Here is a 24388-nt window from a genome sequence, read left to right on the forward strand (position 1 = left end):
CCACCGCGGGAGGAACCCGCGGACCTACCGACACCTCGAACCTACTGAACGGTAGCCCGCTCGATGAAGATCCGAAAGCCGCGCTGGTGCGATCCGGCCCTGCCCGCGATCGTATGGGGCGCGGACCATACGATCCAGCACGAGAATCAGATTCTCGCGGTAGGTGGCGGTTCATGATCAGACGCGGATGGACGATTCCGCTGGTAGCGGCGCTGCTGGCGACTGCGGGCTGCAGCCTGTTCAATTCCGGTTCGACGGCCGCGCCACCGCCGTTGGAACGGACCACTCTGCGTGTCGGTGTGGGCAACGCCATCGACACGGCCCCGCTGCGCATCGCCGTGAACGCCGGGAAGTTCGGCTCGGCGGGCCTGAACGTGCAGCTCGTGGAGCTGGGCGCCGACGACGGGCTGGCCAAGGTCGCGGCCGGTGATCTCGACGTCACGTTCGCCAGTGACATCGCGATGTTCCGCGCCGCGGCGGGCGGTGCGGCGCTGCAGCTCCAGGGCGAGGCGTACACGTCCGGCCCGAACACCATGGCGTTGGTCACGTTGCCGGGTTCCGACTACACGGTGCCGACCGCCAAGAAGGCACCGGAGATCGCGGTGAACGCACTCGACGACGTCGGCGCGCTCGCCGCGCGCTCGGTGCTGGGCACCGCCGGCGTCGACGTCGCGAAGATCAAGTTCAAGCAGGTGCCGTTCGACCGGATGCCGCAGACGCTCCAAGCGGGCGACGCGGACGCGGCGCTGATGAGCGAGCCGTACATCACCCGCGCCGAGAAGGACCTCGGCGCGCACATCCTCGCCGACGGCGCCCGCGGCGCGACCCTCGGCTTCCCGCTGTCCGGCTACGCCGCCGCGAAGCCGTTCGCGCAGGCCAACCCGCGCACGCTCGCGGAGTTCCGCAAGTCCCTGAGCGCGGCTCAGCAGAGCGCGACCGACCCGGCGATCGTCCGCGACTCGCTCCCGAAGTTCTCCGACATCGACGCGACGACGGCCGCGCTCATCTCGCTCGGCTCGTACCCGGCGTCGCTCAACGGCATCCGGCTGCAGCGCGTCGCGGACCTGATGCACAACTCGGGCCAGCTGGCCGACCGCCTCGACGTCCAGGCGCTCCTGCCGGACCAGAACGCTTATTAGGTTTCGCCGAACTCTGCACTTGGTCTACTTTTGCACTCAGTCTACTTGAGGAGTGCACATGGACGTCCTGGTGATCGGCGCCGGACCCACCGGCCTGACGACCGCCGCCGAACTCGCGCTGGCCGGGGTTTCCGTCACGGTCCTGGACCGCCGCGACGGGCCGGGCCTGCCGCGGCCGGTCGGCCTGCAGCCGCGGACCGCCGAGCTGCTGGACCTGCGTGGCCTGGACCCGGCCGACCGGACGCTCGACGGCCCGAGCGGCCACTTCGCCGGGCTGCCGGTCGCGCTCGACCACAGCGTCTGGCGCACCCGCCACCCGCGGGTGCGCAACCGGAGCCAGGACGACGTCGAGGAGATGCTGGCCGAGCACGCCGTCAAACACGGCGCGGTGCTCCGGCGCGGGTTCGAGGTGACGGCCGTCGAGCCCGACGACGACGGCGTCACCGTCGACGGGCTCCGCGCGCGCTGGCTGGTGGCCTGCGACGGCGCGCACAGCACCGTCCGCAAGCGGCTCGGGCTGCCCTTCCCTGGCCGCACCGAGACCTACGTCGCCACGCTCGCGCACATCACGCTCGCGGCGGCGTCCGACCTCGTCCCGCCGCGGATGGCGCACTTCAGCGAGGTGACGCGGCAGGCGAACGGCCACTGGGCGATGCTCACCCCGCTCGGCGACGGCACCCACCGCTTCGTCTTCGGCACCACGACGACGCAGCCGGGCCGCGACGCGCCGGTGACCGACGCCGAGGTCACCGCGGCCCTGACGGCCCTCTACGGCGACGGGACGCGCTTGGGCGAGCTCCACGGCGCGTCGCGGTTCAACGACGCCACACGGCAGCTGGAGCGCTACCGCCACGGCCGGGTGCTCTTCGCGGGCGACGCCGCGCACATCCACCCGCCGCTCGGCGGTCAGGGGCTCAACCTCGGCGTCCAGGACGCGATGAACCTCGGCTGGAAGCTGGCCGCGACCGTGCGCGGCACGGCGCCGGCCGGGCTGCTCGACAGCTACCACGACGAACGCCACCCGGCCGCGGCCCGCGTGCTGCGGCACACGGCCGCGCAGCGCGTCTTCACGACGCCGGACCGCGGCGAGAACGTCGAGGCGCTGCGCGAGATCGTCGTCGACCTGATGCGGACGCCGGACGGGAACCGCTACTTCAGCGGGCTCATGTCCGGGCTGGCCCTGGGCTACCCGGGCGCGCACCGCGTCCCGGACCTCGACCTGACGACGGCGGCCGGCCCGACGCGGCTCTCGGCGCTGCTGCACGGCGGCCGCGGCCTGCTGCTCGACCTCGGCGACCACCCGGAACCGGCCGGCTTCACCGGGCAGGCCGACGTCGTGCACGCGACCACCACCGACAGCGAGTACCGCGGCCGGCTGCTGCTCGTCCGGCCGGACGGGTACGCCGTCGAGCCCGCCGAGCTGGGGAGGTGGTTCGGCTAGATGTTCTCGCCGGTTTGGCTCAGGCACACGATCCGGCGCGGCGGACCGGTGTACTTCAGGGCCTTCTCGGCGTCGCCGCAGGCTTCTTCGGGGTCCGTGACGCCGTAGCCGGAGACGACCTCGGCGCGCACCTGCGCCGTCGGGTCGGTGCAGCCGACCTTGGCGACCGCGGCGTCGTCGTCGACGTCGCGCAGGCAGTCGCCGGTGCTGACGTTCAGCGCGAGGCAGAGGGTGCGATCGGTGCCGGAGCCGCTGATCTGGAACCGCACGTAGTCGTCGCTCGCCCCGCAGCTGAACGTCCCGCGGTAGCTGTCGTCCACCTTGAACGTCGCGCTGTTCTCGCCGCAGCCGACGCGGTGGTAGGCGAGCTGCTCACCGCTCTCGCGCGTCAGGTAGAGGCACTCGCCGTCCGACGGCGGCCCGGCCTGGTGGATCCAGACGATGCTCATCGCGCCCAGCGCGCCCAGCCCGAGCGCGGCGACGACGCACGCGATCAGCGTGATCCGCACCTTCACGCTGAACCAGTGCGGGATCCCCGGCCGCTGCGGCATTCCCGGCATCCCCGGCACCGGCGTCCCCGGCATCGACGACCCGTACATCGGTGCCGCCGGCATCGGCACAGACGGCGTCGCGTAGTCCGGCGTCCGGAACGGGTTGTCGTCGGACGGTGGTGTGGTCAACGTGCCCTCCAGTGATCCCCTCGGCATATCGTCCCACCGGCGGACCCGCGAACGGAGCGGGCCGGAGCGAGGCACGTATAACAGTAGTTGTGACTGATGGCCCGCTGATCGTCCAGTCCGACAAGACCGTGCTCCTGGAGGTCGACAACCCCCAGGCCGACGACGCGCGCGTCGCGATCGCGCCGTTCGCCGAGCTCGAACGCGCCCCGGAGCACGTCCACACCTACCGGATCACGCCGCTGGCCTTGTGGAACGCCCGCGCCGCGGGCCACGACGCCGAGCAGGTCGTCGACGCGCTGACGACGTACTCGCGCTTCCCCGTGCCCCAGCCGCTGCTGATCGACGTCGTCGACGTGATGGGCCGCTTCGGGCGGCTGCAGATCGCCAACCACCCCGCGCACGGGCTGGTGATGTCCACCACCGACCGCGCGGTGCTCACCGAGGTCTCGCGCAACAAGAAGATCAGCCCGATGCTGGGCGCGAAGATCGACGACGACACCGTGCTCGTCCACCCGTCCGAGCGCGGGCGGCTCAAGCAGGCGCTGCTCAAGGTCGGCTGGCCGGCCGAAGACCTCGCCGGGTACGTCGACGGCGAAGCGCACCCGATCGCGCTCGACGAGACGGACTGGCAGCTGCGCGACTACCAGCGGATGGCCGCCGAGGCGTTCTGGGCGGGCGGCTCCGGCGTCGTCGTGCTCCCCTGCGGCGCCGGCAAGACGCTGGTCGGCGCGGCGGCGATGGCGAAAGCGCAGGCCACGACGCTGATCCTGGTGACGAACACCGTCGCCGGGCGGCAGTGGAAGCGCGAGCTCATCGCGCGGACGTCGCTGACCGAAGAGGAGATCGGCGAGTACTCCGGCGAGAAGAAGGAAGTCCGGCCGGTCACCATCGCGACCTACCAGGTGGTCACCCGCAAGACCAAGGGCGAGTACCGGCACCTGGAGCTGTTCGACTCGCGCGACTGGGGCCTGGTCGTCTACGACGAGGTCCACCTGCTGCCCGCGCCGGTGTTCCGGATGACGGCGGACCTGCAGTCGCGGCGTCGCCTCGGCCTGACGGCGACGCTGGTGCGCGAAGACGGCCGCGAGGGCGACGTCTTCTCGCTGATCGGGCCGAAGCGCTACGACGTGCCGTGGCGCGACATCGAGGCGCAGGGCTGGATCGCGCCGGCGGAGTGCACCGAGGTCCGCGTGACGCTGACCGACGCCGAGCGCCTCGGTTACGCGACGGCCGAGGCCGACGAGCGCTACAAGCTGGCGGCGACGGCGATGACCAAGACGCCCGTGATCAAGTCGATCGTCGCGAAGCACGCGGGCGAACCGACCCTGGTCATCGGCGCCTACCTCGACCAGCTGGAGATGCTCGGCGACGAGCTCGACGCGCCGGTGATCCAGGGCTCCACCCGGAACAAGGAGCGCGAGGAGCTGTTCGACAAGTTCCGCCGCGGCGAGATCCGCACCCTCGTCGTGTCGAAGGTGGCGAACTTCTCGATCGACCTGCCCGAGGCGTCGGTGGCGATCCAGATCTCGGGCACGTTCGGCTCCCGGCAGGAGGAAGCCCAGCGGCTCGGCCGGCTCCTGCGGCCCAAGGGCGACGGGCGGCAGGCGCACTTCTACTCGATCGTCTCGCGCGACACGGTCGACACGGAGTACGCGGCGCACCGGCAGCGGTTCCTGGCGGAGCAGGGCTACGCCTACCACATCGTCGACGCGGACGACCTGCTCCGGCCGCTCTGACGCTCAGGGGGCGACCGGCGCGGCGGCCCGCGCCGCCCGGTCGACCTCCGCACACCGCGCCGCCCAGAACGCCTGGTCGCGCCCGCTGTCCGCCGGCGGCTTGCCGTCCAGGTGCTCACGCAGGATGTCGGCGTGCCCGGCGTGCCGGTTGGTCTCGGTGAGCACGTGCACCAGGACGTTGAACAGCTTGACGTCCGGCCGCGGCCACCAGGGCACGTGGCCGGGCGCGTCGACGGGCAGCGCCGCGATCGTCGCGTCCGAGTGCGCCCAGACACGCCGGTAGCGGCCGATGATCTCCTCGCGCGTCTCGTGCTCGGTCGCCCACATGTCGATACCGCGCCGCTCGAGGTCGTCCCACCGCGGGACGGCGTCGGGCGACGGCCGGCCGAAGACCTCGCCGAAGTACCGGGCCTCGCCCACCGCCAGGTGCTTGATCAGGCCGAGCAGGGTGGTCCCGGTGGCCGTCAGCGGGCGCCGGACGTCGTATTCGGACAGCCCGTCGAGCTTCCCGAGCATCTCCTCCCGGATCTCTCGCAGGTCGCTGTGCAGGTAGTCCTTCGCGAAGTCGTCGATCACGGGTTCCAGCTTGCCCCAACGGGCGCACCTCGTGCTTTCGGCGGTCGCGGCGTCCTCGTTCGGCCCAGTGGATCGTCACAGGAACAACTTCCGCCACAGACGTCTCACTCGGCGCTCTGACCTGCACTTTTCCGGATTCACCCGAACGGATGAGCGGGCCGGACGCTGGAAATTGTCAGACCCTCGAACTACTGTTCGACGAGTACAGCCGAACACAAGTTCGAGGGGACGTCATGACGATCGCACCGCTCCGCCCCGGTACGCCCGCGCCGCCGGTCCAGACCCTGCCACCGGGGGCGTGGCACGGCCGGCTGTGGGTGTCCGACCTGCCACTGACCCGGCCCGAGCGTTATCTGGGCTGCGTGGCCGAGTTCGAGCGGTCCGGGCTGTGGCCGGTGCTGATCCCGCACGACCAGCGCTTCGCGGCCAACGGCGAGGACTGGATCGACGACCGCGGCCGGCTCGCCCCGGCCGGCCACCGGGTCGCCTCGGCCGACGCGGTGAGCGTGCTCGACCGCTGGTGGGACGGCTCCTGCTGTGACGGCGCCTGCCTGCGCCCCTTCGGCGCGAAGTTCCCCGGACTGGCCAAACGCAGCCCGCGCCGGTCCGACCCGCTGGCCGAGGCGGGCAACACGGGCTCGATCCTGGCCACCCGCGCCCCGCACCGGCTCGGCCTGGTCCAGACCGAGCGGCCCGCGGACATCCCGGCCCTGCTGGGCTGGACGGGCATGATCAAGTGCACCGACCAGGTCGCCGAGCTGTCGGCGGTGCTGCGCAGCTGGGAGGAGCGGTTCGGAGCGACGCTGGTGGTGCTGGGCTTCGACGCGATCGAGCTGTCGGTGTCGGCCCCACCCCGCAACCAGGCGAGGGCGCTGTCGGTGGCGGCGGAGCACCGGGCGTTCAGCCTGCCGACGTTCGCGGCCCAGCCGGGCAACCTGCGCGAGTACGCGTCGGACCTGGTGCAGGCCCGGCACTGGCGGTTCTCCTGGGCGTGAAACCGAGCAGCGGCAACCGTTCCGGGCGTCTCGCCGCCGGATCCTCGTCGCCGCGGGCCGCGCGCCGCCCACTGCGTCCCGTGGCCTGCGGATGCGGCGCGGGTGCCCGGCGCGGGGCGGCGCGATGAGCAAGCGCGTCAAAGGCCCGGTGAGACGGCCGTCCACGAAGTTGGGCCAGCTGTCCCGGCCGGCGGTCCACCGGTCCGGACGGTGGCCGCTCGGGCGCGTTTGGGCGTCCCGGCGAACGGGCATCACGCACCGCGGGAAGGCGGTGAGAACGATCGCCGAAATCCGGATCGGGACATCGGGGTGGCGCTACCCGCCGTGGCGCGGTGACTTCTACCCGCCGGGCCTGGCGCAGCGCCGCGAGCTCGAATACCTGTCGCGGCAGCTGAACGCGGTCGAGCTCAACGGCTCGTTCTACTCGCTGCAGCGCCCGGAGCGCTTCCGCGCGTGGTTCGACGAGACGCCGTCGGACTTCCTCTTCGCGGTGAAGGGCGGCCGCTTCATCACGCACATGAAGCAGCTGCGCGACGTCGAGACGTCGCTGGCCAACTTTTACGCGTCCGGCGTCCTCGCACTAGGCGCGAAGCTGGGGCCGTTCCTCTGGCAGCTGCCACCGAGGCTCACGTTCGACCCGGACCGCCTAGCGACCTTCTTCGCCCTCCTCCCACGCACCACAACGGACGCGGCCGAGCTGGCGACGAAGCACGACGACAAGCTGAAGGCGAAGCCGTACTTGGAGGCCGGGGAACGAAGGCCGTTGCGGCACGCGCTGGAGGTCCGCCACCCGAGCTTCGCGGAGCCCACGGCGAAGAAGCTGCTGCGGGACCACGGGATCGCCCTGGTGGTCGCCGACACGGCGGGAAAGTGGCCGTTCATCGAAGACCAGACCGCCGGCTTCACCTACGTCCGCCTGCACGGCGCCGAGGAGCTGTACGTCAGCGGCTACTCGGACCAGGCCCTGCGCGAGTGGGCAGCAAAGATCCGCACCTGGCACGCCGACGGCAAGCGAGACGTCCACGTCTACTTCGACAACGACGCCAAAGTGGAGGCCCCACGCAACGCGCAGGCCCTGGCCGACATGCTGGGCGTCGAGCCCGCGAACAAGACAGTGAGTGGACAGTGAGCGCCCCGGTCTTGGATGACAAAGCGGGCGGGACCGCCTCGCGTGCCGCGACTGGGGGTCAGCACGCGAGCGGTCCGCCGCACGCGCACAGCCACTCGGCCGTCACCACCACGAACCGCACCGAGCAGGTCCCGCCGCGAGCAGCCACAACCCACGCCGCTCGCTGACCACTCACCCTCGCACGGGCATCCGCATCCACAGAGCCCTCGCCAAGCAGCGGCCTCCCACGCCAGGCAAGAGCCGGTCGCTCGCAGAACTCGGCCGCGCAGTGGCCCCGCGCGCAGACTTGCACCGCCTTAGCCGAGGAGAACCCCACCAAGCAGGTGAAGCCGGCCAAGGACCCCGCGCAACGCATCGATAGCGCACGGGCCCCGCCACCACCGGCCACCGAGCCGCTCTCGCAACCACAAAGCCTCGCCCGACCGGCCGCATCACGACCAGACACCGAGCCGCCGCCGAGCCTCGCCCATCAGCAGCGCCGCCATCGGGCCGCTGCCGCAACCACAGAGCCTCGCCGACCCGACCCGCATCGCCACCAGACACCAAGCCGCCGCAACCACCGAGCCTCACCCACTCGATCGCATCGCCACCAGACACCGAACCGCCACCGCAGAACCCCACCCGACCGCGCCGCCACAAGACACCAAGTCGCTACTGCAACCACAGACCCTCACCCAGCCAGCCGCATCGCCACCGGCTACCGAGCCGCTCTCGCAACCACAGACCCTCACCCAGCCGACCGCGCCGCCACCAGGCTCCGAGGCTTCGCCGCGGCGGAGCCTCGCCCGACCGCATCGCCACCGGCCGTGGAGCCGCTCTCGCAACCACAAAGCCTCACCCGACCGACCGCGCCGCCACCAGGCTCCGAGTCGCCGCTGCCGCAGCGCCTCGCCCGACCGCGTCGCCACCGGCCGTGGAGCGGCTTTCGCAACCACCGAATCTCACCCGACCGGCTGCGCTGCCACCAGACATCGAGGCGCCGCCGAGTCTTACCCACCCGACCCCATCGCCAGCAGACACCGAGCCGCCGCCGCGGAGCCTCGCCCGACCGCATCGCCACCGGCCACCGAGCCACTCTCGCAACCACAGAATCTCGCCCACCCGGCCGCGCCACCACCAGCCACCAAGCCGCCGCCAGAACCTCACCCACCCAGCGACCCCCGCCGAAGTGCCTCAGCTCGGCGTGCCCACCAGTGCTGCCAGCTTGGCTCGTACGTCGTCCGCGTCCGGGTGGCCCAGCTCTGTCAGCAGCCGTACCGATCGGACCCAGCACTCCCGGGCCAGTGCCCCGTCTCCGTGCCTCAGGTGGATCGTGCCCAGCTGGGACAGCACGTCCGCGGCCTCGTAGTGCTCGCCCATGGTGAAGAACATCTCCACCGATTCGCTGATGCACGCGATGCCCTCGGCGAGCCGGCCCAGGCCGAGCAGGGCCAGGCCTCGCGTGTGCTGCGTGAACCGGGTGTCGACCGGGTGGCCGTCCGGGCCCGGGATCGCCAGGGCCGCGTCGGCCAGTTCCAGGGCCTGCTCGTGGTCGCCCATCGACGTGCAGATGTCGCCCAGTGCCCGCAGCACGCTCGCCTCGAACGCGCCCATTCCCAGCTCGCGGACGATCTCCAGCGCTCGCATGCCGTGCTCGTACGCGCCGGTGTAGTCGGCCAGGTTGTGCGCCGCCAGCGCCAGGTTGTACTGCGCCCGCGCTTCGCCCTCCCGCGCGCCCAGTTCGCGCTGGATCGCCAGCACCCGTTCCAGGTAGTGCCGCGACTCGTCGTACTGCCGCACCACGCCGTTGACCACGCCGAGTCCACTGAGGATGCCCGCCTCGCCCGGGCGGTGGCCGCCGTCCCGCGCGGCTTCCAGTGCCACGCCGAACACCGAACGCCAGTCGTCCAGCCGCGAGCGCGTCCCGAAATAACTCTGCAGCAGCCAGGCGAGCTTCCAGCAGACGTCGTCGCGCCGCCGGCGCCGGGCCAGGTGCACCGCGGCGATCAGGTTGCCGGCCTCTTCGTCGAACCAGTCGAGCGCGTCGTGGTACTCGGCGAACGCCGAGCCGTCGAGACCGTCCAGCTCCAGCAGCCGGTAGTACCGCTCGGGCCGCATCCGCCGGGACGCGTTGAACGCCGTCGCCAGGTACCAGCCGAGCAGCCGGTCGAGTGCGGCGTCGCGCTCCTCCGCGGTATCGACCTGCTCCGCGGCTTCGCCCGCGTACGCGCGGATCAGGTCGTGGAACTGGTAGCGGCCCGGCCGCGGCTGGGCGAGCAGGTGCGCGGCCGCCAGCGTCGTGAGCACCGGCCGGGTCCGCGTCAGGTCCAGACCGGCGACGGCGGCCGCCGCGGGCACGCTGAAGTCGACGCCGGTGGACAGCCCGAGCAGCCGCAGCAACCGCGCCGCCGACGGCTCGAGTGCCTGGTAGGAGTACGAAAACACCGAACGGATGTTGGTGCCGTCGCCGTCGGCGAGGTCGAACGAGCCGAGCAGGTCGTGCTCGCTTTCGAGGGAGTCGACGAACTCGTCGAGCGGCAGGCCGGGGAACTGCGCCGCCCGCACGGCGAGGATCCGGATCGCCAGCGGCAGCCCGCCGCAGTACCGCACGAACCGTTCGGTCGCCGCCGGGTCGCGCGCCACCCGTTCGAGGCCGATCGTGGACGCGAGCAGCTCGACCGCGTCCTCCGCGCCGAGCTCCGCCAGCGCGACGCGCCGGGCGCCGTGCGTCGCGACCAGCGCCCGCAGCTGCCAGCGGCTGGTGACCAGGACCAGGCAGCCCGGCCCGGGCAGCAGCGGCCGCACCTGCTCGGTGCGGTTGGCGTTGTCGAGGACGATCAGCAGCCGCCGCCCCGCGGTGTGCGTCCGCCAGCTCGCCGCGCGGCCGTCGAGGTCGGCCGGGATCTGCTCGCACGGCACGCCGAGCGCGGTGAGCATCGCCTCCAGCGCCGCCGCCGGCTCGACCGGCTCGCCGGGCCCGTACCCCCGCAGGTTGAGGTGGATCTGCCCGCCGGGGAAACGATCGGCGATCTCGTGCGCGAAGTGCACCGCGAGCGTCGTCTTGCCGATGCCGCCCATGCCTTCGACGGACGCGATGGGCGTCGACGCGTCGGCGTCGAGCGCCTCGGGCAGCAGCGCGTGCAACGCCTTGAGGTCGCTCTCGCGGCCGGCGAACGTCCGCGGGTCGGCGGGCAGCTGGTGCGGCACCAGCGGTTCGACGCCGAGGCGGTAGCGCGCGGGTTCGGCGTCGTCGGTGCCGGTGAGGATCGCCTGCCGGGTGCGCTGCAGCGACGGGCCGGGGTCCAGCCCGAGCTCGTCGGCCAGCACCCCGCTGATCCGGCGGTGGACGTCCAGCGCCTCGGCCTGGCGGCCCGACCGGTAGAGCGCGACCATCAGCTGTTCGTGCAGCCGCTCGCGCAACGGGTTTTCCCTGGTCAGCCGGGTCAGTTCGGGGACGACGGTGCCGTACTCGCCGGCTTCGAGCAGCGCGTCGGCCCACAGTTCGCGCACGCGCAGGCGTTCTTCGGCGAGCTGCCCGGCTTCGTCGCGGTGCAGCGCGTCGGACTCGACGTTCAGCAGTGCCGCGCCACGCCACTGCGCCAGCGCGTCGGCGAAGTGCGCCGCCGCCTGCCGGCTTTCGCCGCCGTCCAGCGCCGCCTGGCCCCGCGCGGCGAGCGCGCGGAACCGGGACAGGTCGAGCAGGTCGTCGTCGACCTCGATCAGGTAGCCGCCGCTTTCGGTGCGGATCGAGACCTGGTCGCCGAGGGCGCGGCGCAGGCGCAGCACGTACGTCTGGAGCGCGCCCTTGGACCGGCGGCGGTCGTCGTTCCACAGCCACCGGCCCAGCTCGTCGACCGGCACGACGCGGTTGGCGCGCAGCAGCAGCCCGGCCAGCACGATCAGCGGCCGGCTCCCCCCGAGTGGCACCGGGCGGCCGTCGGCCGTGACCTCGGCCGGGCCCAGCAGGCGGAAATCGAGGACCACCGGCCCATTCTGTCCGGAAACGCGCAGATCGGCACCCGATCGCGAAACGCGGGACGGTGGCATGATCGGCGTCGATGAAGGTGTACGCGATTCCCCTGCGCAACCGCTTCCGCGGCATCACGGTCCGTGAGGGCGTGCTGCTGCCCGGCCCGGCGGGCTGGGGCGAGTTCTGCCCGTTCGCCGACTACTCGGACGCCGAGAGCCTGCCGTGGCTGCACGCGGCCGTCGAAGCCAGCGAAACGGGCTGGCCGGCGCCGGTCCGCGACCGCGTCGAGGTGAACACGACGGTGCCGGTGGTCGGCCCGGAGAAGGCGTACGAACTGGTCAGCGCGTCCGGCTGCCGCACGGCCAAGGTGAAGGTCGCGGACCCCCGCTCGTCACTGGCCGACGACTGCGCCCGGGTGGAGGCGGTCCGCGACGCGCTCGGCCCCGGCGGCGCGATCCGCGTCGACGCCAACACGGCGTGGGACGTCGACACCGCGGTCCGCGCGATCGCCGACCTCGACAAGGCGGCGGGCGGCCTGGAGTACGCGGAACAGCCGTGCCCGACGATCGACGACCTCGCCGCGGTACGCCGCCGGGTGTCGGTCCGCATCGCCGCGGACGAGTCGATCCGCCGCGCGGAGGATCCGCTGAAGGTCGCGGTCGCCGGCGCGGCGGACATCGCGGTGCTGAAGGTCTCCCCCCTCGGCGGCGTCCGCCGGGCCCTGGAGGTCGCCGAGGCGTGCGGCTTGCCGTGCGTGGTCTCGTCGGCGGTGGAGACGAGCGTCGGCCTGGCCGCCGGCTTGGCCCTGGCCGGCGCCCTCCCGGAGCTGGAGTTCGCGTGCGGCCTGGGCACGATCTCGTTGCTGGAAGGCGACGTCTGCGCGGACTCACTGTCCCCTGTGGACGGTTACCTCCCGGTCCTGCGCAAGCCCCCGGAGCCGACGGAGGCCTACGCGGCCTCGGCCGACGTCCAAGCCGCGTGGGAAGGCCGGCTGGCGAGAGTCCGCGGCCTGCTGCCCTGACGACCGTCGCGCGTCCGGGTTTCCCCGAGGCCGAGTTCAGGGTCCGGATCCGGGCCCTTCCCGATGTGGGCAGGGCCGCCGCCGGGCGAACATTGGTGCATGACGAACAGCGTGTACACCCCGGAAACCAAGAAGGTCCGCCGCAGCCGCACCGACAAGATGCTCACCGGTGTCTGCGGTGGCTGGTCCCAGTACCTCGGCATCGACGCGAACGTGCTGCGCATCGGGCTCGTCGCCGCCGTTTTCCTCTCCGTCGGGATCGCCATCCCGATCTACGTCGCCGCCGCGATCCTGACGCCCGAAGAAGACTCCTGACCGGGGCGGGCGCCGGTTCGCAGGGGGAACCGGTGCCCGCCGGACGATCACGGGGTGTGCAGTGAACGGCCCGGACACCAAGGGGAAGTCCGGGCCGTTCGGCGTAGCCGACTACGCTGACCGGCCGAAATGCCCCGCGCGAACCCCGTTCGAGGGGTTAGGGTTCGCGGTCGTGGATCAAGGGAACACCGGCGGCCGGACGGCCGCGAAGGTCGTCGTCGGGGTCCTGGGTGGGCTCTACCTGCTCGCCGGACTGGGGCTGACCGCCTTCGCCGCCTTCTTCGCGCTCGCCTTCAACGACACCGGCAGCGCGAGCGTCACCAGGACCGTGCTGTACACCGCCGCGGCGGCGGCGATCTGGATCCTGCTCACCGGGATCGGCGCGATCGTCGTCGCCCTCGAAGCGGAAGAAGCGAGCACCGCCTGGCTCGGGGGCCTCGGCGTGCTCGCGCTCGGCGTCGTGATCGTCGGCGCCTTCGCCGTCTGGTTCTTCACCAAGCCTTAGCGGACAACGAAAAAGCCCGGCCCGCCGAAGCGGACCGGGCTCTTTTCAGGCGTGGCTCAGAAGTCCATGCCACCCATGCCACCGGACGGGTCGGCGGGAGCGGCCGAAGCCTTCTCCGGCTTGTCCGCCACAACGGCCTCGGTGGTCAGGAACAGCGCCGCGATGGACGCGGCGTTCTGCAGCGCGGAGCGGGTGACCTTCGTCGGGTCCGGCACGCCGGCGGCGAGCAGGTCCTCGTAGACACCCGTGGCGGCGTTCAGGCCGTGCCCCTGCGGCAGACCCTTGACCTTCTCCACGACGACGCCGCCTTCGAGGCCGGCGTTGATCGCGATCTGCTTGAGCGGGGCCTCGACGGCCACCTTGACGATGTTGGCGCCAGTGGCCTCGTCGCCCTCGAGCTTCAGACCGGCGAAGGCAGCCTCGGCAGCCTGGATGAGAGCGACGCCACCACCGGCGACGATGCCCTCTTCGACGGCGGCCTTGGCGTTGCGCACGGCATCCTCGATGCGGTGCTTGCGCTCCTTCAGCTCGACCTCGGTCGCGGCGCCGGCCTTGATGACGGCCACGCCGCCGGCCAGCTTCGCCAGACGCTCCTGGAGCTTCTCGCGGTCGTAGTCCGAGTCCGAGTTCTCGATCTCGGCGCGGATCTGGTTGACACGACCCTGGATCTGGTCGGCGTCGCCCGCACCCTCGACGATGGTCGTCTCGTCCTTGGTGATGACGGCCTTGCGCGCCTTGCCCAGCAGCGACAGGTCGGCGTTCTCCAGCTTGAGGCCGACGTCCTCGCTGATGACCTGGCCACCGGTCAGGATCGCGATGTCCTGCAGGATCGCCTTGCGGCGGTCACCGAAGCCCGGGGCCTTGACGGCGACGGACTTGAAGGTGCCGCGCATCTTGTTGACGATGAGGGTGGCCAGGGCCTCGCCCTCGACGTCCTCGGCGATGATCAGCAGCGGCTTGCCGGACTGGATGACCTTCTCCAGCAGCGGCAGGACGTCCTTGACGGTGGAGATCTTGGAACCGAAGAGGAGGATGTAGGGGTCCTCCAGCTCGGCTTCCTGACGCTCCGGGTCCGTCACGAAGTAGCCCGAGATGTAGCCCTTGTCGAAGCGCATGCCCTCGGTGAGCTCGAGCTCGAGACCGAAGGTGTTGCTCTCCTCGACGGTGACGACGCCTTCCTTGCCGACCTTGTCCAGCGCCTCGGCGATCAGCTCGCCGATGGTGCGGTCAGCGGCCGAGATCGAGGCGGTAGCAGCGATCTGCTCCTTGGTCTCGATCTGGACGGCGGCCTTGTGCAGCTGCTCGATGATGGCCTCGACGGCCGCTTCGATGCCGCGCTTCAGGCTGATCGGGTCGGCTCCGGCCGCGACGTTGCGCAGGCCTTCCTTGACCAGGGCCTGGGCGAGCACGGTGGCGGTGGTGGTGCCGTCACCCGCGACGTCGTCGGTCTTCTTGGCAACTTCCTTGACGAGCTCGGCCCCGATCTTCTCCCACGGGTCTTCGAGCTCGATCTCCTTGGCGATGGAGACGCCGTCGTTCGTGATCGTCGGCGCGCCCCACTTCTTCTCGAGCACGACGTTCCGGCCCCGCGGGCCGAGGGTCACCTTGACGGCTTCGGCGAGGATGTTCAAGCCGCGCTCAAGACCACGGCGGGCGTCCTCGTCGAACGCGATCAGTTTGGCCATTGCGGTGTGGTCCTCCGGTATTGGGCGCCACCGCCGCGCTGAATGCTTTGCAGCGGCGGCAGCAGGACTCTTCCTCGGCCAGGCTCGGTGCCCGCGACGGACGACTGCTCCCACGTGGGGGCTCAGCCTCACCGTCCCGACCTTCAAGCGCGCGATCGGTGACCGCGCGCCTGGCACTCAACGGCGTCGAGTGCCAGGTCCGTGTTTAGCACTCTCGGGGGGAGAGTGCAAGAAGACCTGCTCAGGGCCGCACGATTTCAGGAGCTCGGCTTGATGGAGATCGACGAAGGGGGCGCGTTGAGCGAGGACGTCGGGTTGCCCTGGGAGTCGCCCGGGCCGACCGGGATGTTGGGCGCGGTCGTCTGGCTGCCGCCGCCGCTGTCGCCGCCGGTGAACAGGATGATCGCCGTCACGATGGCGCCGATCACCACGACCGCGCCGAGCACGATCCAGATCCACTTGGCGTTGCCGCTCTTGGCCTGGTGGAACGCGCCCGCTCCGCCCGCGGGCATCGGGGGGCGCAGGCGCATCGGGTCGCCGGGCGGGCCGTAGCCGGGCGGCGGGCCCTGCGGGGGCATGCCCTGCTGCTGCTGGTAGCCGTACGGGCCCTGCGGCGGCATCCCCTGCGGCGGGCCCTGCTGGGGGTAGCCGTAGCCGGGGGGCGGGCCCTGCGGCGGGCCACCAGGGCCGCCGAGGCCGCCGGGACCACCGGGGCCCTGCGGTCCGGGCTGCTGCCCGTAACCGGGCTGCTGCTGTCCTCCGTACGGGTGCACGGGGGCCCCCTCTCCCTGCTGCGGTGCCGTGGTCTGGTGCGGTCCCTGTTGTACCTGACCAGGACGCTGCGGCGCGGGGATTCCACCCGGATTGGTCCCCGGGGACCCGGGCGGACCGGGCGGGGTGTCCGACGCCGCCTGGGCGCCGAGCGCGCGGCGGGCGGCCGCGACCATCTCGACGCAGCTGGCGTAGCGGTCGGCCGGGCTCTTCGCCATCCCCTTGCGGATGACCTCGTCGATCGCCGGGGGCAGCGCGACGGCGCGGGAGATGGCGGGCGGCTCGCCGTTGAGGTGCCCCTTGATCACCGTCGGCACGTCGCCCTTGAACGGCGGGCTGCCGGTGAGGCAGGCGTAGAGGACGCACGTGAGCGCGTACTGGTCGGTGCGCCCGTCCAGCGGCTCGCCGCGCAGGTGCTCCGGCGCCGCGTAGGTGGGCGAGCCGAGGAAGTCGCCGCCGCGGGTGCGGTGGCCGGTCGCGCCGCGGCGCGTCAGCCCGAAGTCGGCGACGTACACGTGTTCGCGCGAGGTCTCCTTCTTCGTCACGAGCACGTTGGCCGGCTTGACGTCCAGGTGGACCAGACCACGGTTGTGCAGGGTGTCGAGCGCGTCCGCGACCTGGTCGAGCATGGTCAGCGCGCGCGAGGGCGCGATCGGGCCGCCGGCGATCAGGCCGGCGAGGTCGCCGCCGTCGACCATGCGCATGGCGATGTAGAGCATCCCGTCGAGCTCGCCGAAGTCGTACAGCGGCACGACGTTGGCGTGGTCGATCGCGGACGTGTTGCGCGCCTCGTCGACGAACCGCTCGCGGAACTCGGCGTCGGTCCCGAGGTGGTCGCCGATGACCTTCAGCGCCACTTTCCGGCCCAGGCGCACGTCGGTGGCCTTGTAGGTCACGCTCATGCCGCCCTTGCCGAGCACTCCGTCGATGCGGTAGTTGCCCAGCCGGCGACCGGTGAGGTCCCCCGACACATCGCCTGTCACGCCCGGCAGCCTAACGCCCCTGGTTCGGCGGCTGCCGGGGGTTGGCCCAACAGGTCAACAGCGGTGGCTACGACACCTTCCGCACGTCGGCCGCCTGGCTTCTGCCGTCCCGGCCGGACTGCACTTCGAACTCGACCCGATCGCCTTCGTCCAAAGTGCGGAATCCGTCAGCCTGAATGGCGGAATAGTGCACGAAGACGTCCGGTCCTTCGGTCGATTCGATGAACCCGTAGCCCTTTTCCGAGTTGAACCATTTGACGGTGCCGACAGTCACGGCGCCCTCCCTCAGCACACAAGGATCCGCTGGCCCAGCGTAGGCCAGCGGCGCGAGTGACAATCACGCTACCGGAATTATTCCCCTCGGCAATGGGCAATTCGTCTGAAGATCACGCACCGGAAAGGCGCCGGTTGCGCGCGTGCACGAGCACCGTCCCGGGCCCCGCGAAGTCGACCGCCAGTCCTTCCCCGGTGCGCACCGACTGCGGGCCGCCGGGGTCGAGCGCGCGCAGCCGGCACTGCACGGTGTCGGGGTAGGCCAGCAGGTAGTCCGGCCGGACGGTGACCAGCTCGCCCTGGGCGAGCTCGAACGCGTCCACCGGCCCGGGCGCGGCCAGCACGAGCGGCCCGGTTCCGCTGTAGTGCTCGAGGAACCCCGCGTCGGCGCCGAAGAGCTGCTGCAACGGCGTCCAGCCGGGGTCGTGGCGGACGGCCGAGGGCCGCACCAGCACGGCCTCACGGTGCACGGACCAGCCCGTGCCGCCGCGCAGCTCCAGCGGGTAGACGTCGCCGGGGCGCAGCGGCGCGAAGTCGATCCAGCCACCGTCGGACGGCGCGGTGTACACGGCCATCGTCGCCTTGCCCACCCGGACGCCGCCGCGGCCCGCCGCCGTCTCGGTGACGCCGAAGCGGCTGGCGAGCAGCGTTTCCGGCACGGCCTGCACGGCCTCACCCGGGTCGAGCAGCACGCGGGCGACGCCGAAGCCCGGCGTGTGCCGGGTCTGGACGCGCATCAGCGGGACGGGACGTGCGAGATGATCCAGCTGATCAGCGCGGACGGGTTGCGCGTCTGCGTCATGATCTGGCCGGGGCCGACGAAGTCGAAGACGAGGCCTTCACCGCTCTTCATGGACTGGATGATGCCGGTCGCGACCTTCCGGATCTGGTACTGCACGGTGTCGGCGTAGGCGACGACGTGCCCGGTGTCGACGGTGACCATCTCGCCCGGCTGCAGGGTCATGGTCTCGACCGCGCCGTAGCAGCTGACGAGCAGCTCGCCCTGGCCGGTCGCGTGCGTCAGGAAGCCGCCTTCGCCGCCCATCAGGTTCTTCATCCCGCCCCACTTGGTCTCGGTCTGCACGCCGTGCGACGACGCGAGCCAGCAGCCGCGGGTGACGGCCCAGCCGGTGCGGCCGTCGAGCGTGATCGTCTGGATGTCGCCGGGCAGGTTGGCCGCGACGTCGACCCAGCCGCCGTTCTGCGGCGCGGTGAAGGTGGAGATGAAGAAGGACTCACCGGAGAGGAAGGCGCGGCCGAGGCCCTTCATGATGCCGCCCTGCGCCTGGGACTGGACCTGCACGCCGTAGCTGGTGGCCATCATCGCGCCGGACTCCACCTGGCACGGTTCCCCCGGCGCCAGCATCAGCCGGGCGACGGCGAAAGAGGGCTGGTTGCGGACTCGGACCTGCATGCGTTCTCCCCTAAGCGTGCTCTCAGACGACGCAGAGTCTTGCACGGCACCCCGCAGGGGGGAGGATGGTCCGGTGATCTCCGTCGACGACTACCGGGAGCGGATCACCGCGCTCCTGGGCACCGCTCCCGCGACCGTCCTCCCGCTCGCCGACGCGGCCGGCCTCGTGCTGGCCGAGGACGTGCCGGCGAGGGTTTCCCTGCCACCGTTCGACAACTCCGCGATGGACGGCTACGCGGTCCGCGCCGCCGATGTCACAACGTCCCCGGTGACGCTGCCGGTCGCCGACGACATCCCGGCGGGCCGGGTCGACGTCGGCACCCTCGAGCCGGGCACCGCGCACCGGATCATGACCGGCGCGCCGCTGCCGCCGGGCGCGGACGCGGTCGTGATGGTGGAGGACACCGACGGTGGCACGGAGACCGTGACGATCACCGCCGAGGCCCGCGAAGGCGCGCACATCCGGCGGCTCGGGGAAGACGTCGTCGCCGGGAGCCTCGCGCTGGCCGCCGGGACCGTGCTGGGGCACTCGCACCTGGGGCTGGCCGCCGCGGTCGGGCTCGCCGAGGTGCGCGTGCACCGGCCGCTGCGGGTGCTCGTCGCCTCCACCGGCACCGAGCTGGTCGACGCGCCGGCGCCGCTGCGCCACGGCCAGATCTACGAGTCCAACAGCGTCATGCTGGCGGCGGCGATCCGCGAGCTCGGCTGCGAGGTCGAGGTGGTCCGCAGCGTCGTCGACGACGTCGAGGAGTTCCGCAAGGTCATCGAGCCGCGGCTGGCCGGCGCCGACCTGCTGGTCACCTCCGGCGGCGTCAGCGCCGGCGCGTACGAAGTGGTGAAGGACGCGCTCACCGGGCAGGGCGTCGAGTTCCGGAAGGTCGCGATGCAGCCGGGCGGGCCGCAGGGCAACGGGCGCTGGCACGGCGTGCCGGTCGTGACGCTGCCCGGCAACCCGGTGAGCGTGCTGGTTTCGTTCGAGGCGTTCCTGCGCCCCGCGCTGCTGGCCGCGCTCGGCCACACCGACGTCTCCCGCCGGCGGGTGCGGGCCCGGCTCACCGAGGCGATGAGCTCGCCGCCCGGGCGCCGCCAGTACCGCCGCGGCGTGTTCACGCTGTCGGAGCGGGAGGTCACCGGGGTCGTCGGGCCGCACGGCGGCCCGGGGTCGCACCTGCTGGCCGCGTTCACCCAGGCCAACTGCCTGATCGTGCTGCCGGAGGACGTCAGCTCGGCTGCGGTTGGCGACGAGGTGGACGTCCTGCTGCTGTGACCGGGAAGTCGCGCAGCCTCCGGAACGGCGCGAGGATCGGGAGCGCGGCGACCAGCACGACGGACGCCACCCACAGCGTCTCGCGGACGCCGATCACCTCGCCGAGCACCCCGCCGAGGACCCCGGCCAGCGGGATCGTCCCGTAGGCGGCGAGCGAGGCGCTCGAAGTGATCCGGCCGAACAGCTCCGGCGGGCAGTACCCCTGCCGGAACGTCGTGGTGAGCACGTTCGACGCGACGACGCCCGCGCAGACGCCGAACACGCCGAGGACGAACAGCGACAGCCGCCAGCCCGGTCCGCTCAGCGGCCCGAGCACCATCATCGGCGCCGCGGCCACCTCGCACAGCAGGAACGCGCGGGCGGTGCCGAAGCGCGCGCCGAGCCGTCCGGCCAGCGCCGCACCGAGGACCCCGCCCAGCCCGGCCAGTGCCAGGACCAGGCCGACCAGGCCGGGGCCGGCGCCCAGGGTGCGGGACAGGAAGACGATCTGGATGGAGCTGTAGCCGGTCAGCGCGAGGTTGGACACCGCACCGAACACCATCAGCGAGCGCAGGTACCGGTCACCGGCGACGAACCGCAGGCCCACGGCGATCTGGCTGCGCAACGGCGTGCGCTCGACCGGGACGACCGCCTCGCGGACGCGGATCGCCCGCACGCACAGCACGGAGACGCCGAAGCTGACGGCGTCGGCCAGCACCCCGCTGACCGGGCCGAACGCCTGCGCCAGCACCCCGGCCAGGCCGGGGCCGCCGACCTGCGTCGCGGATTCGCTGCCCTGCAGCTTGGCGTTGGCTTCCAGCAGGTCCTCGCGGCCGAGCAGTGCCGGCAGGTAAGCCCGGTAGGCGAGGGTGAAGAACACCTTCGCGACGCCGCCGAGCAGCGCGGCCACCAGCAGGTACGCCATGGTCAGCGCGCCGAACGCGGCGGCGAGCGGGACGCTGCCGAACACCGCCATGGACACCGTGTTGCAGGCCAGCATCACCGGCCGCTTCGGCAGCCGGTCGACCCACGCGCCGGCGGGCAGGCCGATCACCAGCCACGGCAGCCAGGCCACCGCCGTCAGCAGCGCGACCTGGAACGTGGACGCCCCCAGCGTGATCACCGCGACCAGCGGCAACGCCGTGCTCGCGACCATGCTGCCGAGCATGCTGGTGGTCTCGCCGGTCCACAGCAGCCGGAAGTCGCGGTTCCCCCAGAGCCCCTTCACGGCTTGCCCAGCGAAACCCGCGCGGCGAAGAAGACAGGACGGCGCTCGACGCCGTCACCCGGTTCGGTGCGGCTCTCGAACTCGGTCAGCAGCAGCAGGACCCGCTCGTTCAGCTCCTCGAGGTCCGCGACCGACAGCCGCATCCACGTGTCGGTGCTGAACGCCGAGCCGCGCCACGGCTCCGGGTAGGTCTCGCGGTTCGCGATCCAGTCGCGCGCGATCGCCGTCTGGTGGTCGAGGGTCAGCACCTCGGCGGCCTCCGCGATCGGGTCGCCCGGGAAGTCCTCGGCCGCCCACCGGATGGTCTTCACCGTGCGCTTCCACCAACGTTCCCGCTGGTCACGGGCCAGTTCAGGCGCCTCCTCGACCAGCTTGGCCGCGGCCAGCACCTTCATGTGGTGGCTGATGTTGCCGACCGCCTGGTCGGTCTTGCCCGCCAGCATCGACGCCGTAGCCGGGCCGTCCAGGTGGAGCAGCTCCATCAGCCGCCGCCGCAGCGGGTGCGACACCGCCGCCAGCACCTTCGAATCCCGGATGTTCCGGACCTCATCGCTCATGACGCACAAGAGTAGTTGTACAATAACTATTGTGCAATGTCTCTTGTACATCTGTTCCCGTAAGCTCCCGGCATGGGTTTCGTCGCATGGGTCATCTTCGGCGCGCTCGTCGGCTGGGCGGCCAACCTGGTCGTCGGCGGCCGGGACCGACGCCGGCAGGGATGCCTGGTCAGCGTGCTGGTGGGCGTGGTCGGCGCGGCCCTCGGCGGGCTGATCTACCGGCTCGCGACCGGCCAGGCGAAGTCGTTCGACTTCGACTTCCCCAGCTTCGGCGTGGCCATCCTGGGCGCCGTCGTGCTGCTGGCGATCCTGCGGCTCCTCAGCGGGATCGGCCGGCGCTCGGGCGACCGTTCGTAACAGTTGCCGGACGAACCGTGGTCAACACGGCGTCCGCCACTAAAGTGTGTCCTTCGGTGCTTCTTTCAGGCCCTGATTCCGCGGCCGGGTGCATGCGCCGTCGGGGGGTGCATGCACCCGGCTTCGTCTCAGCGCTTCGATGACCACGTCCACCGCGTGGTCCGGGTCGACGAGCGACGGCATCGGCACCTCGGTGATGTCCCGGCGCCACGCGCCGAGCAGCTCGGTGAGCTGAGCGTCGGCGGCTTCGCGGCGGTCGGTCATCGGTCCTCACAGGTCTGGCGGGGATGCGTGCGGCAGCGCCCCGAACGGCGTCAACTACCCAGAGTTATCGCAGACTTCGACCTTGCGTTACCGAGAAGCCGGCACTCCCACCCGTGCCGGGGACACCCTCACGGAGGAGCCCGGCGGTACCGGACCAGACCCCCACCAGGGGCAGCGGTAGCGTGGTGGCGCCCGTACGCGGCCGCCGGAACCCCGGCGTCACCCGCCCTCACGACACGAAACCAGGGGACCCGACCATGAGCGGCAACCGGCCGGAATCCGCCGGCAATCCCGTCGCCCACGCCCTCCAGCTCGCCCGCGAGACGCTGCCGCCGATGCACCCGGCCGGTCGCCCGTTCGTGGCGGGCGGCGCGGTCGCGACGCTGGTCGCCCGCCGGTTCTCCAAGCGCCTGGGCGTCCTCGGCGCGCTGACGACCGTGGCGATGGCCGCGTTCTTCCGCGAGCCGAAGCGGGTCCCGCCGCCGCGCGACGGCGTCGCGCTGGCCTCGGCCGACGGTCTCGTCTCCCTGATCGAGGAAGCCGTCCCGCCCGCCGAGCTCGGCCTGCCCGCCGAGCCGCGGCTGCGCGTGTCGGTGTTCCTCTCGGTGTTCGACGTGCACGTCCAGCGCGTGCCGGCGAACGGCGTGATCGAGCGCGTCGCCTACCGGCCGGGCAAGTTCCTCTCCGCGGACCTGGACAAGGCGAGCGAGGACAACGAACGCAACTCCGTGCTGATGCGCACCGAAGACGGCCACGAGCTCGTCGTCGTGCAGATCGCCGGGCTGGTCGCGCGCCGCATCCTCTGCGAGATCCGCGAGGGCGACAAGGTCGGCGCCGCCGCGACGTACGGCATCATCCGCTTCGGCTCCCGGGTCGACCTCTACCTCCCGCCGGGTTCGCGGGTGCTGGTCGCGAAGGGCCAGCGCACGGTCGGCGGCGAGACGGTGATCGCGGAACTCCCTGCGGCTGTGTCCGATTCGAAGGGCTGACCCATGGTCCGCGTGACCACGACGACCCCCGGCGTGCGGCTGCTGCCGAACGCCATCACCGTGCTGGCGCTCTGCGCCGGCCTGTCGGCGGTGCAGTTCGCGCTGACGAAGAACTACTCGATGGCGATCGCGTCGATCGGCATCGCCGCGGTGCTCGACAGCCTGGACGGCCGCATCGCCCGCCTGCTCGACGCGACGTCGAAGATGGGCGCGGAGCTGGACTCGCTGTCCGACGGCATCTCGTTCGGCGTCGCGCCGGCGCTGGTCATCTACGTGTGGCAGGCCGGCGCCGACCGGATCGGCTGGGTGGCGTCGCTGATCTTCGCCGTCTGCATGATCCTGCGGCTGGCCCGGTTCAACACGCTGCTGGACGACACCGAGCAGCCGCCGTACTCGAGCGAGTTCTTCGTCGGCGTCCCGGCGCCCGCGGGCGGCCTGCTCGCGATGCTGCCGCTGGTCGCCTGGCTGCAGTGGGGCGAGGGCTGGTGGTCGTCGCAGTGGATCGTGTGGGCGTGGACGATCGCCATCGCGGCCCTGCTGATCAGCCGCATCCCGACGCTGTCGCTGAAGACGGTCAAGGCCCCGGCGAAGGCGATCGCGCCGCTGCTGATCGGCGTCGCCCTGCTGGCGGCGGCGATCATCCAGTTCCCGCTGGTCGCGCTGCTCGTCGCGATGGTGCTGTACCTGGCGCACATCCCGTACTCGGTCTACCGCAGCCGCTGGCTGGCCGCGCACCCCGAGGCCTGGACGGTCCCGCCGCGCGAGCGCCGGGCCATCCGCCGCGCGCGGTCCCAGCGCCGCCTGGGCCTGCGTCCCCCGCTGCGCAGGCGCGTAGCGGGCGCGGCGATGCGCGCGGTCCGCCTCCCCCGCAACGGCGAGTACGTCCGCACCCCCCGCGACACCTCCCCCAACGGCAACCGCGACGGCCAACGCCGCCGCTCCTGGCGCCAGATAGGCCTACGCCGCAAGTAACCGGTCGACCCCCAATCACGCGAGATACGTGCCCAATCACGCGAGATACGTGCCCAATCACGCGAGATACGTGCTCAATCACGTGAGTTGCGCGCCCAGTCACGCGAGATCCGCCCTCCGGCGACGCGAGCCGGTTGTCCGGTACCGCGATTGCGTGTGATCA

The 24388-nt window shown here is 71.8% G+C and carries 23 protein-coding genes; 12 read left to right on the top strand and 11 right to left on the bottom strand.

What is annotated here, in order from left to right:
• Positions 1–173 precede the first annotated feature (173 nt).
• Both MUY22_RS07765 and MUY22_RS07770 read left to right on the top strand, forming a co-directional pair.
• Positions 174–1139 (top strand): ABC transporter substrate-binding protein, encoded by a 966-nt coding sequence (locus MUY22_RS07765; RefSeq protein ID WP_247058555.1) that lies wholly within the window; start codon positions 174–176, stop codon positions 1137–1139.
• A gap of 58 nt (positions 1140–1197) precedes the next feature.
• Positions 1198–2580: an FAD-dependent oxidoreductase gene (locus MUY22_RS07770; protein ID WP_247058557.1), complete on the top strand. Its 1383-nt coding sequence runs from the start codon at positions 1198–1200 to the stop codon at positions 2578–2580.
• On the opposite strand, the gene MUY22_RS07775 is transcribed toward MUY22_RS07770, so the two are convergent.
• Complete coding sequence (locus MUY22_RS07775) at positions 2577–3260, bottom strand: hypothetical protein (RefSeq protein ID WP_247058559.1); 684 nt, start codon at positions 3258–3260, stop codon at positions 2577–2579. The two genes, MUY22_RS07770 and MUY22_RS07775, sit on opposite strands and share 4 nt — an antisense overlap.
• A gap of 89 nt (positions 3261–3349) precedes the next feature.
• Here MUY22_RS07775 and MUY22_RS07780 point away from each other — a divergent pair, with 89 nt between their 5' ends.
• The gene (locus MUY22_RS07780; protein WP_247058562.1) at positions 3350–4996 is read left to right on the top strand and encodes a DNA repair helicase XPB; all 1647 of its coding nucleotides are present in this window, start codon (positions 3350–3352) and stop codon (positions 4994–4996) included.
• Positions 4997–4999: 3 nt separating this feature from the next.
• Here MUY22_RS07780 and MUY22_RS07785 read toward each other — a convergent pair whose 3' ends face one another.
• The gene (locus MUY22_RS07785; protein WP_247058564.1) at positions 5000–5572 is read right to left on the bottom strand and encodes a DinB family protein; all 573 of its coding nucleotides are present in this window, start codon (positions 5570–5572) and stop codon (positions 5000–5002) included.
• A gap of 233 nt (positions 5573–5805) precedes the next feature.
• Here MUY22_RS07785 and MUY22_RS07790 point away from each other — a divergent pair, with 233 nt between their 5' ends.
• Positions 5806–6567, top strand: a complete 762-nt coding sequence (locus MUY22_RS07790; RefSeq protein ID WP_247058566.1) for a DUF4253 domain-containing protein — start codon at positions 5806–5808, stop codon at positions 6565–6567.
• A gap of 271 nt (positions 6568–6838) precedes the next feature.
• Positions 6839–7696 (top strand): DUF72 domain-containing protein, encoded by an 858-nt coding sequence (locus tag MUY22_RS07795; RefSeq protein WP_247058568.1) that lies wholly within the window; start codon positions 6839–6841, stop codon positions 7694–7696.
• A gap of 1173 nt (positions 7697–8869) precedes the next feature.
• On the opposite strand, the gene MUY22_RS07800 is transcribed toward MUY22_RS07795, so the two are convergent.
• A complete protein-coding gene (locus MUY22_RS07800; RefSeq protein ID WP_247058570.1) occupies positions 8870–11659 on the bottom strand; it encodes an AfsR/SARP family transcriptional regulator in 2790 nt (929 codons plus the stop codon).
• A 74-nt stretch (positions 11660–11733) separates the two neighbouring features.
• On the opposite strand from MUY22_RS07800, the gene MUY22_RS07805 reads away from it, so the two are divergent.
• The 3 genes from MUY22_RS07805 to MUY22_RS07815 all read left to right on the top strand — a co-directional run bounded on the left by MUY22_RS07805 (position 11734) and on the right by MUY22_RS07815 (position 13486).
• Positions 11734–12666, top strand: coding sequence for an o-succinylbenzoate synthase (locus MUY22_RS07805; RefSeq protein ID WP_247058572.1), 933 nt, complete (start codon positions 11734–11736; stop codon positions 12664–12666).
• A 99-nt stretch (positions 12667–12765) separates the two neighbouring features.
• The gene (locus MUY22_RS07810) at positions 12766–12981 is read left to right on the top strand and encodes a PspC domain-containing protein (protein WP_247058574.1); all 216 of its coding nucleotides are present in this window, start codon (positions 12766–12768) and stop codon (positions 12979–12981) included.
• Between the two features lie 172 nt (positions 12982–13153).
• A complete protein-coding gene (locus MUY22_RS07815; protein WP_247058576.1) occupies positions 13154–13486 on the top strand; it encodes a hypothetical protein in 333 nt (110 codons plus the stop codon).
• Between the two features lie 56 nt (positions 13487–13542).
• Here MUY22_RS07815 and groL read toward each other — a convergent pair whose 3' ends face one another.
• The 5 genes from groL to MUY22_RS07840 all read right to left on the bottom strand — a co-directional run bounded on the left by groL (position 13543) and on the right by MUY22_RS07840 (position 18612).
• Positions 13543–15171: a chaperonin GroEL gene (groL, locus tag MUY22_RS07820; RefSeq protein ID WP_247058577.1), complete on the bottom strand. Its 1629-nt coding sequence runs from the start codon at positions 15169–15171 to the stop codon at positions 13543–13545.
• A gap of 257 nt (positions 15172–15428) precedes the next feature.
• The gene (locus MUY22_RS07825; protein WP_247058579.1) at positions 15429–16925 is read right to left on the bottom strand and encodes a serine/threonine-protein kinase; all 1497 of its coding nucleotides are present in this window, start codon (positions 16923–16925) and stop codon (positions 15429–15431) included.
• A 67-nt stretch (positions 16926–16992) separates the two neighbouring features.
• A complete protein-coding gene (locus MUY22_RS07830) occupies positions 16993–17199 on the bottom strand; it encodes a cold-shock protein (RefSeq protein WP_247058582.1) in 207 nt (68 codons plus the stop codon).
• 112 nt (positions 17200–17311) lie between these two features.
• Complete coding sequence (locus MUY22_RS07835; protein ID WP_247058583.1) at positions 17312–17935, bottom strand: AIM24 family protein; 624 nt, start codon at positions 17933–17935, stop codon at positions 17312–17314.
• A complete protein-coding gene (locus MUY22_RS07840; RefSeq protein WP_247058586.1) occupies positions 17935–18612 on the bottom strand; it encodes a TIGR00266 family protein in 678 nt (225 codons plus the stop codon). The genes MUY22_RS07835 and MUY22_RS07840 overlap by 1 nt, the downstream gene beginning before the upstream one ends.
• Before the next feature lie 73 nt (positions 18613–18685).
• Here MUY22_RS07840 and glp point away from each other — a divergent pair, with 73 nt between their 5' ends.
• Positions 18686–19879 carry a gephyrin-like molybdotransferase Glp gene (gene glp, locus MUY22_RS07845; protein ID WP_247058588.1) on the top strand — a complete coding sequence of 398 codons (1194 nt, stop codon included), beginning with the start codon at positions 18686–18688 and terminating at the stop codon, positions 19877–19879.
• Here the strand turns inward: glp and MUY22_RS07850 are convergent.
• Together MUY22_RS07850 and MUY22_RS07855 are read right to left on the bottom strand one after the other, a co-directional pair.
• Entirely contained in the window at positions 19833–21086 is a 1254-nt protein-coding gene (locus MUY22_RS07850; protein ID WP_247058590.1) for an MFS transporter, read from the bottom strand. The two genes, glp and MUY22_RS07850, sit on opposite strands and share 47 nt — an antisense overlap.
• Entirely contained in the window at positions 21083–21643 is a 561-nt protein-coding gene (locus MUY22_RS07855) for a transcriptional regulator (protein WP_247058592.1), read from the bottom strand. The genes MUY22_RS07850 and MUY22_RS07855 overlap by 4 nt, the downstream gene beginning before the upstream one ends.
• 72 nt (positions 21644–21715) lie before the next feature.
• Between MUY22_RS07855 and MUY22_RS07860 the strand changes: the two genes are divergently transcribed.
• A complete protein-coding gene (locus tag MUY22_RS07860; protein WP_247058593.1) occupies positions 21716–22000 on the top strand; it encodes a GlsB/YeaQ/YmgE family stress response membrane protein in 285 nt (94 codons plus the stop codon).
• Positions 22001–22039: 39 nt separating this feature from the next.
• Here MUY22_RS07860 and MUY22_RS07865 read toward each other — a convergent pair whose 3' ends face one another.
• On the bottom strand, positions 22040–22264 hold the full coding sequence (locus MUY22_RS07865; RefSeq protein WP_247058594.1) for a hypothetical protein: 225 nt from the start codon (positions 22262–22264) through the stop codon (positions 22040–22042).
• 257 nt (positions 22265–22521) lie between these two features.
• Between MUY22_RS07865 and MUY22_RS07870 the strand changes: the two genes are divergently transcribed.
• Together MUY22_RS07870 and pssA are read left to right on the top strand one after the other, a co-directional pair.
• Positions 22522–23253, top strand: a complete 732-nt coding sequence (locus tag MUY22_RS07870; RefSeq protein ID WP_247058595.1) for a phosphatidylserine decarboxylase — start codon at positions 22522–22524, stop codon at positions 23251–23253.
• 3 nt (positions 23254–23256) lie between these two features.
• Positions 23257–24225 carry a CDP-diacylglycerol--serine O-phosphatidyltransferase gene (pssA, locus tag MUY22_RS07875; RefSeq protein WP_247058596.1) on the top strand — a complete coding sequence of 323 codons (969 nt, stop codon included), beginning with the start codon at positions 23257–23259 and terminating at the stop codon, positions 24223–24225.
• Positions 24226–24388 lie beyond the last annotated feature (163 nt).

Source organism: Amycolatopsis sp. WQ 127309, from assembly GCF_023023025.1.
Lineage (GTDB): Bacteria > Actinomycetota > Actinomycetes > Mycobacteriales > Pseudonocardiaceae > Amycolatopsis.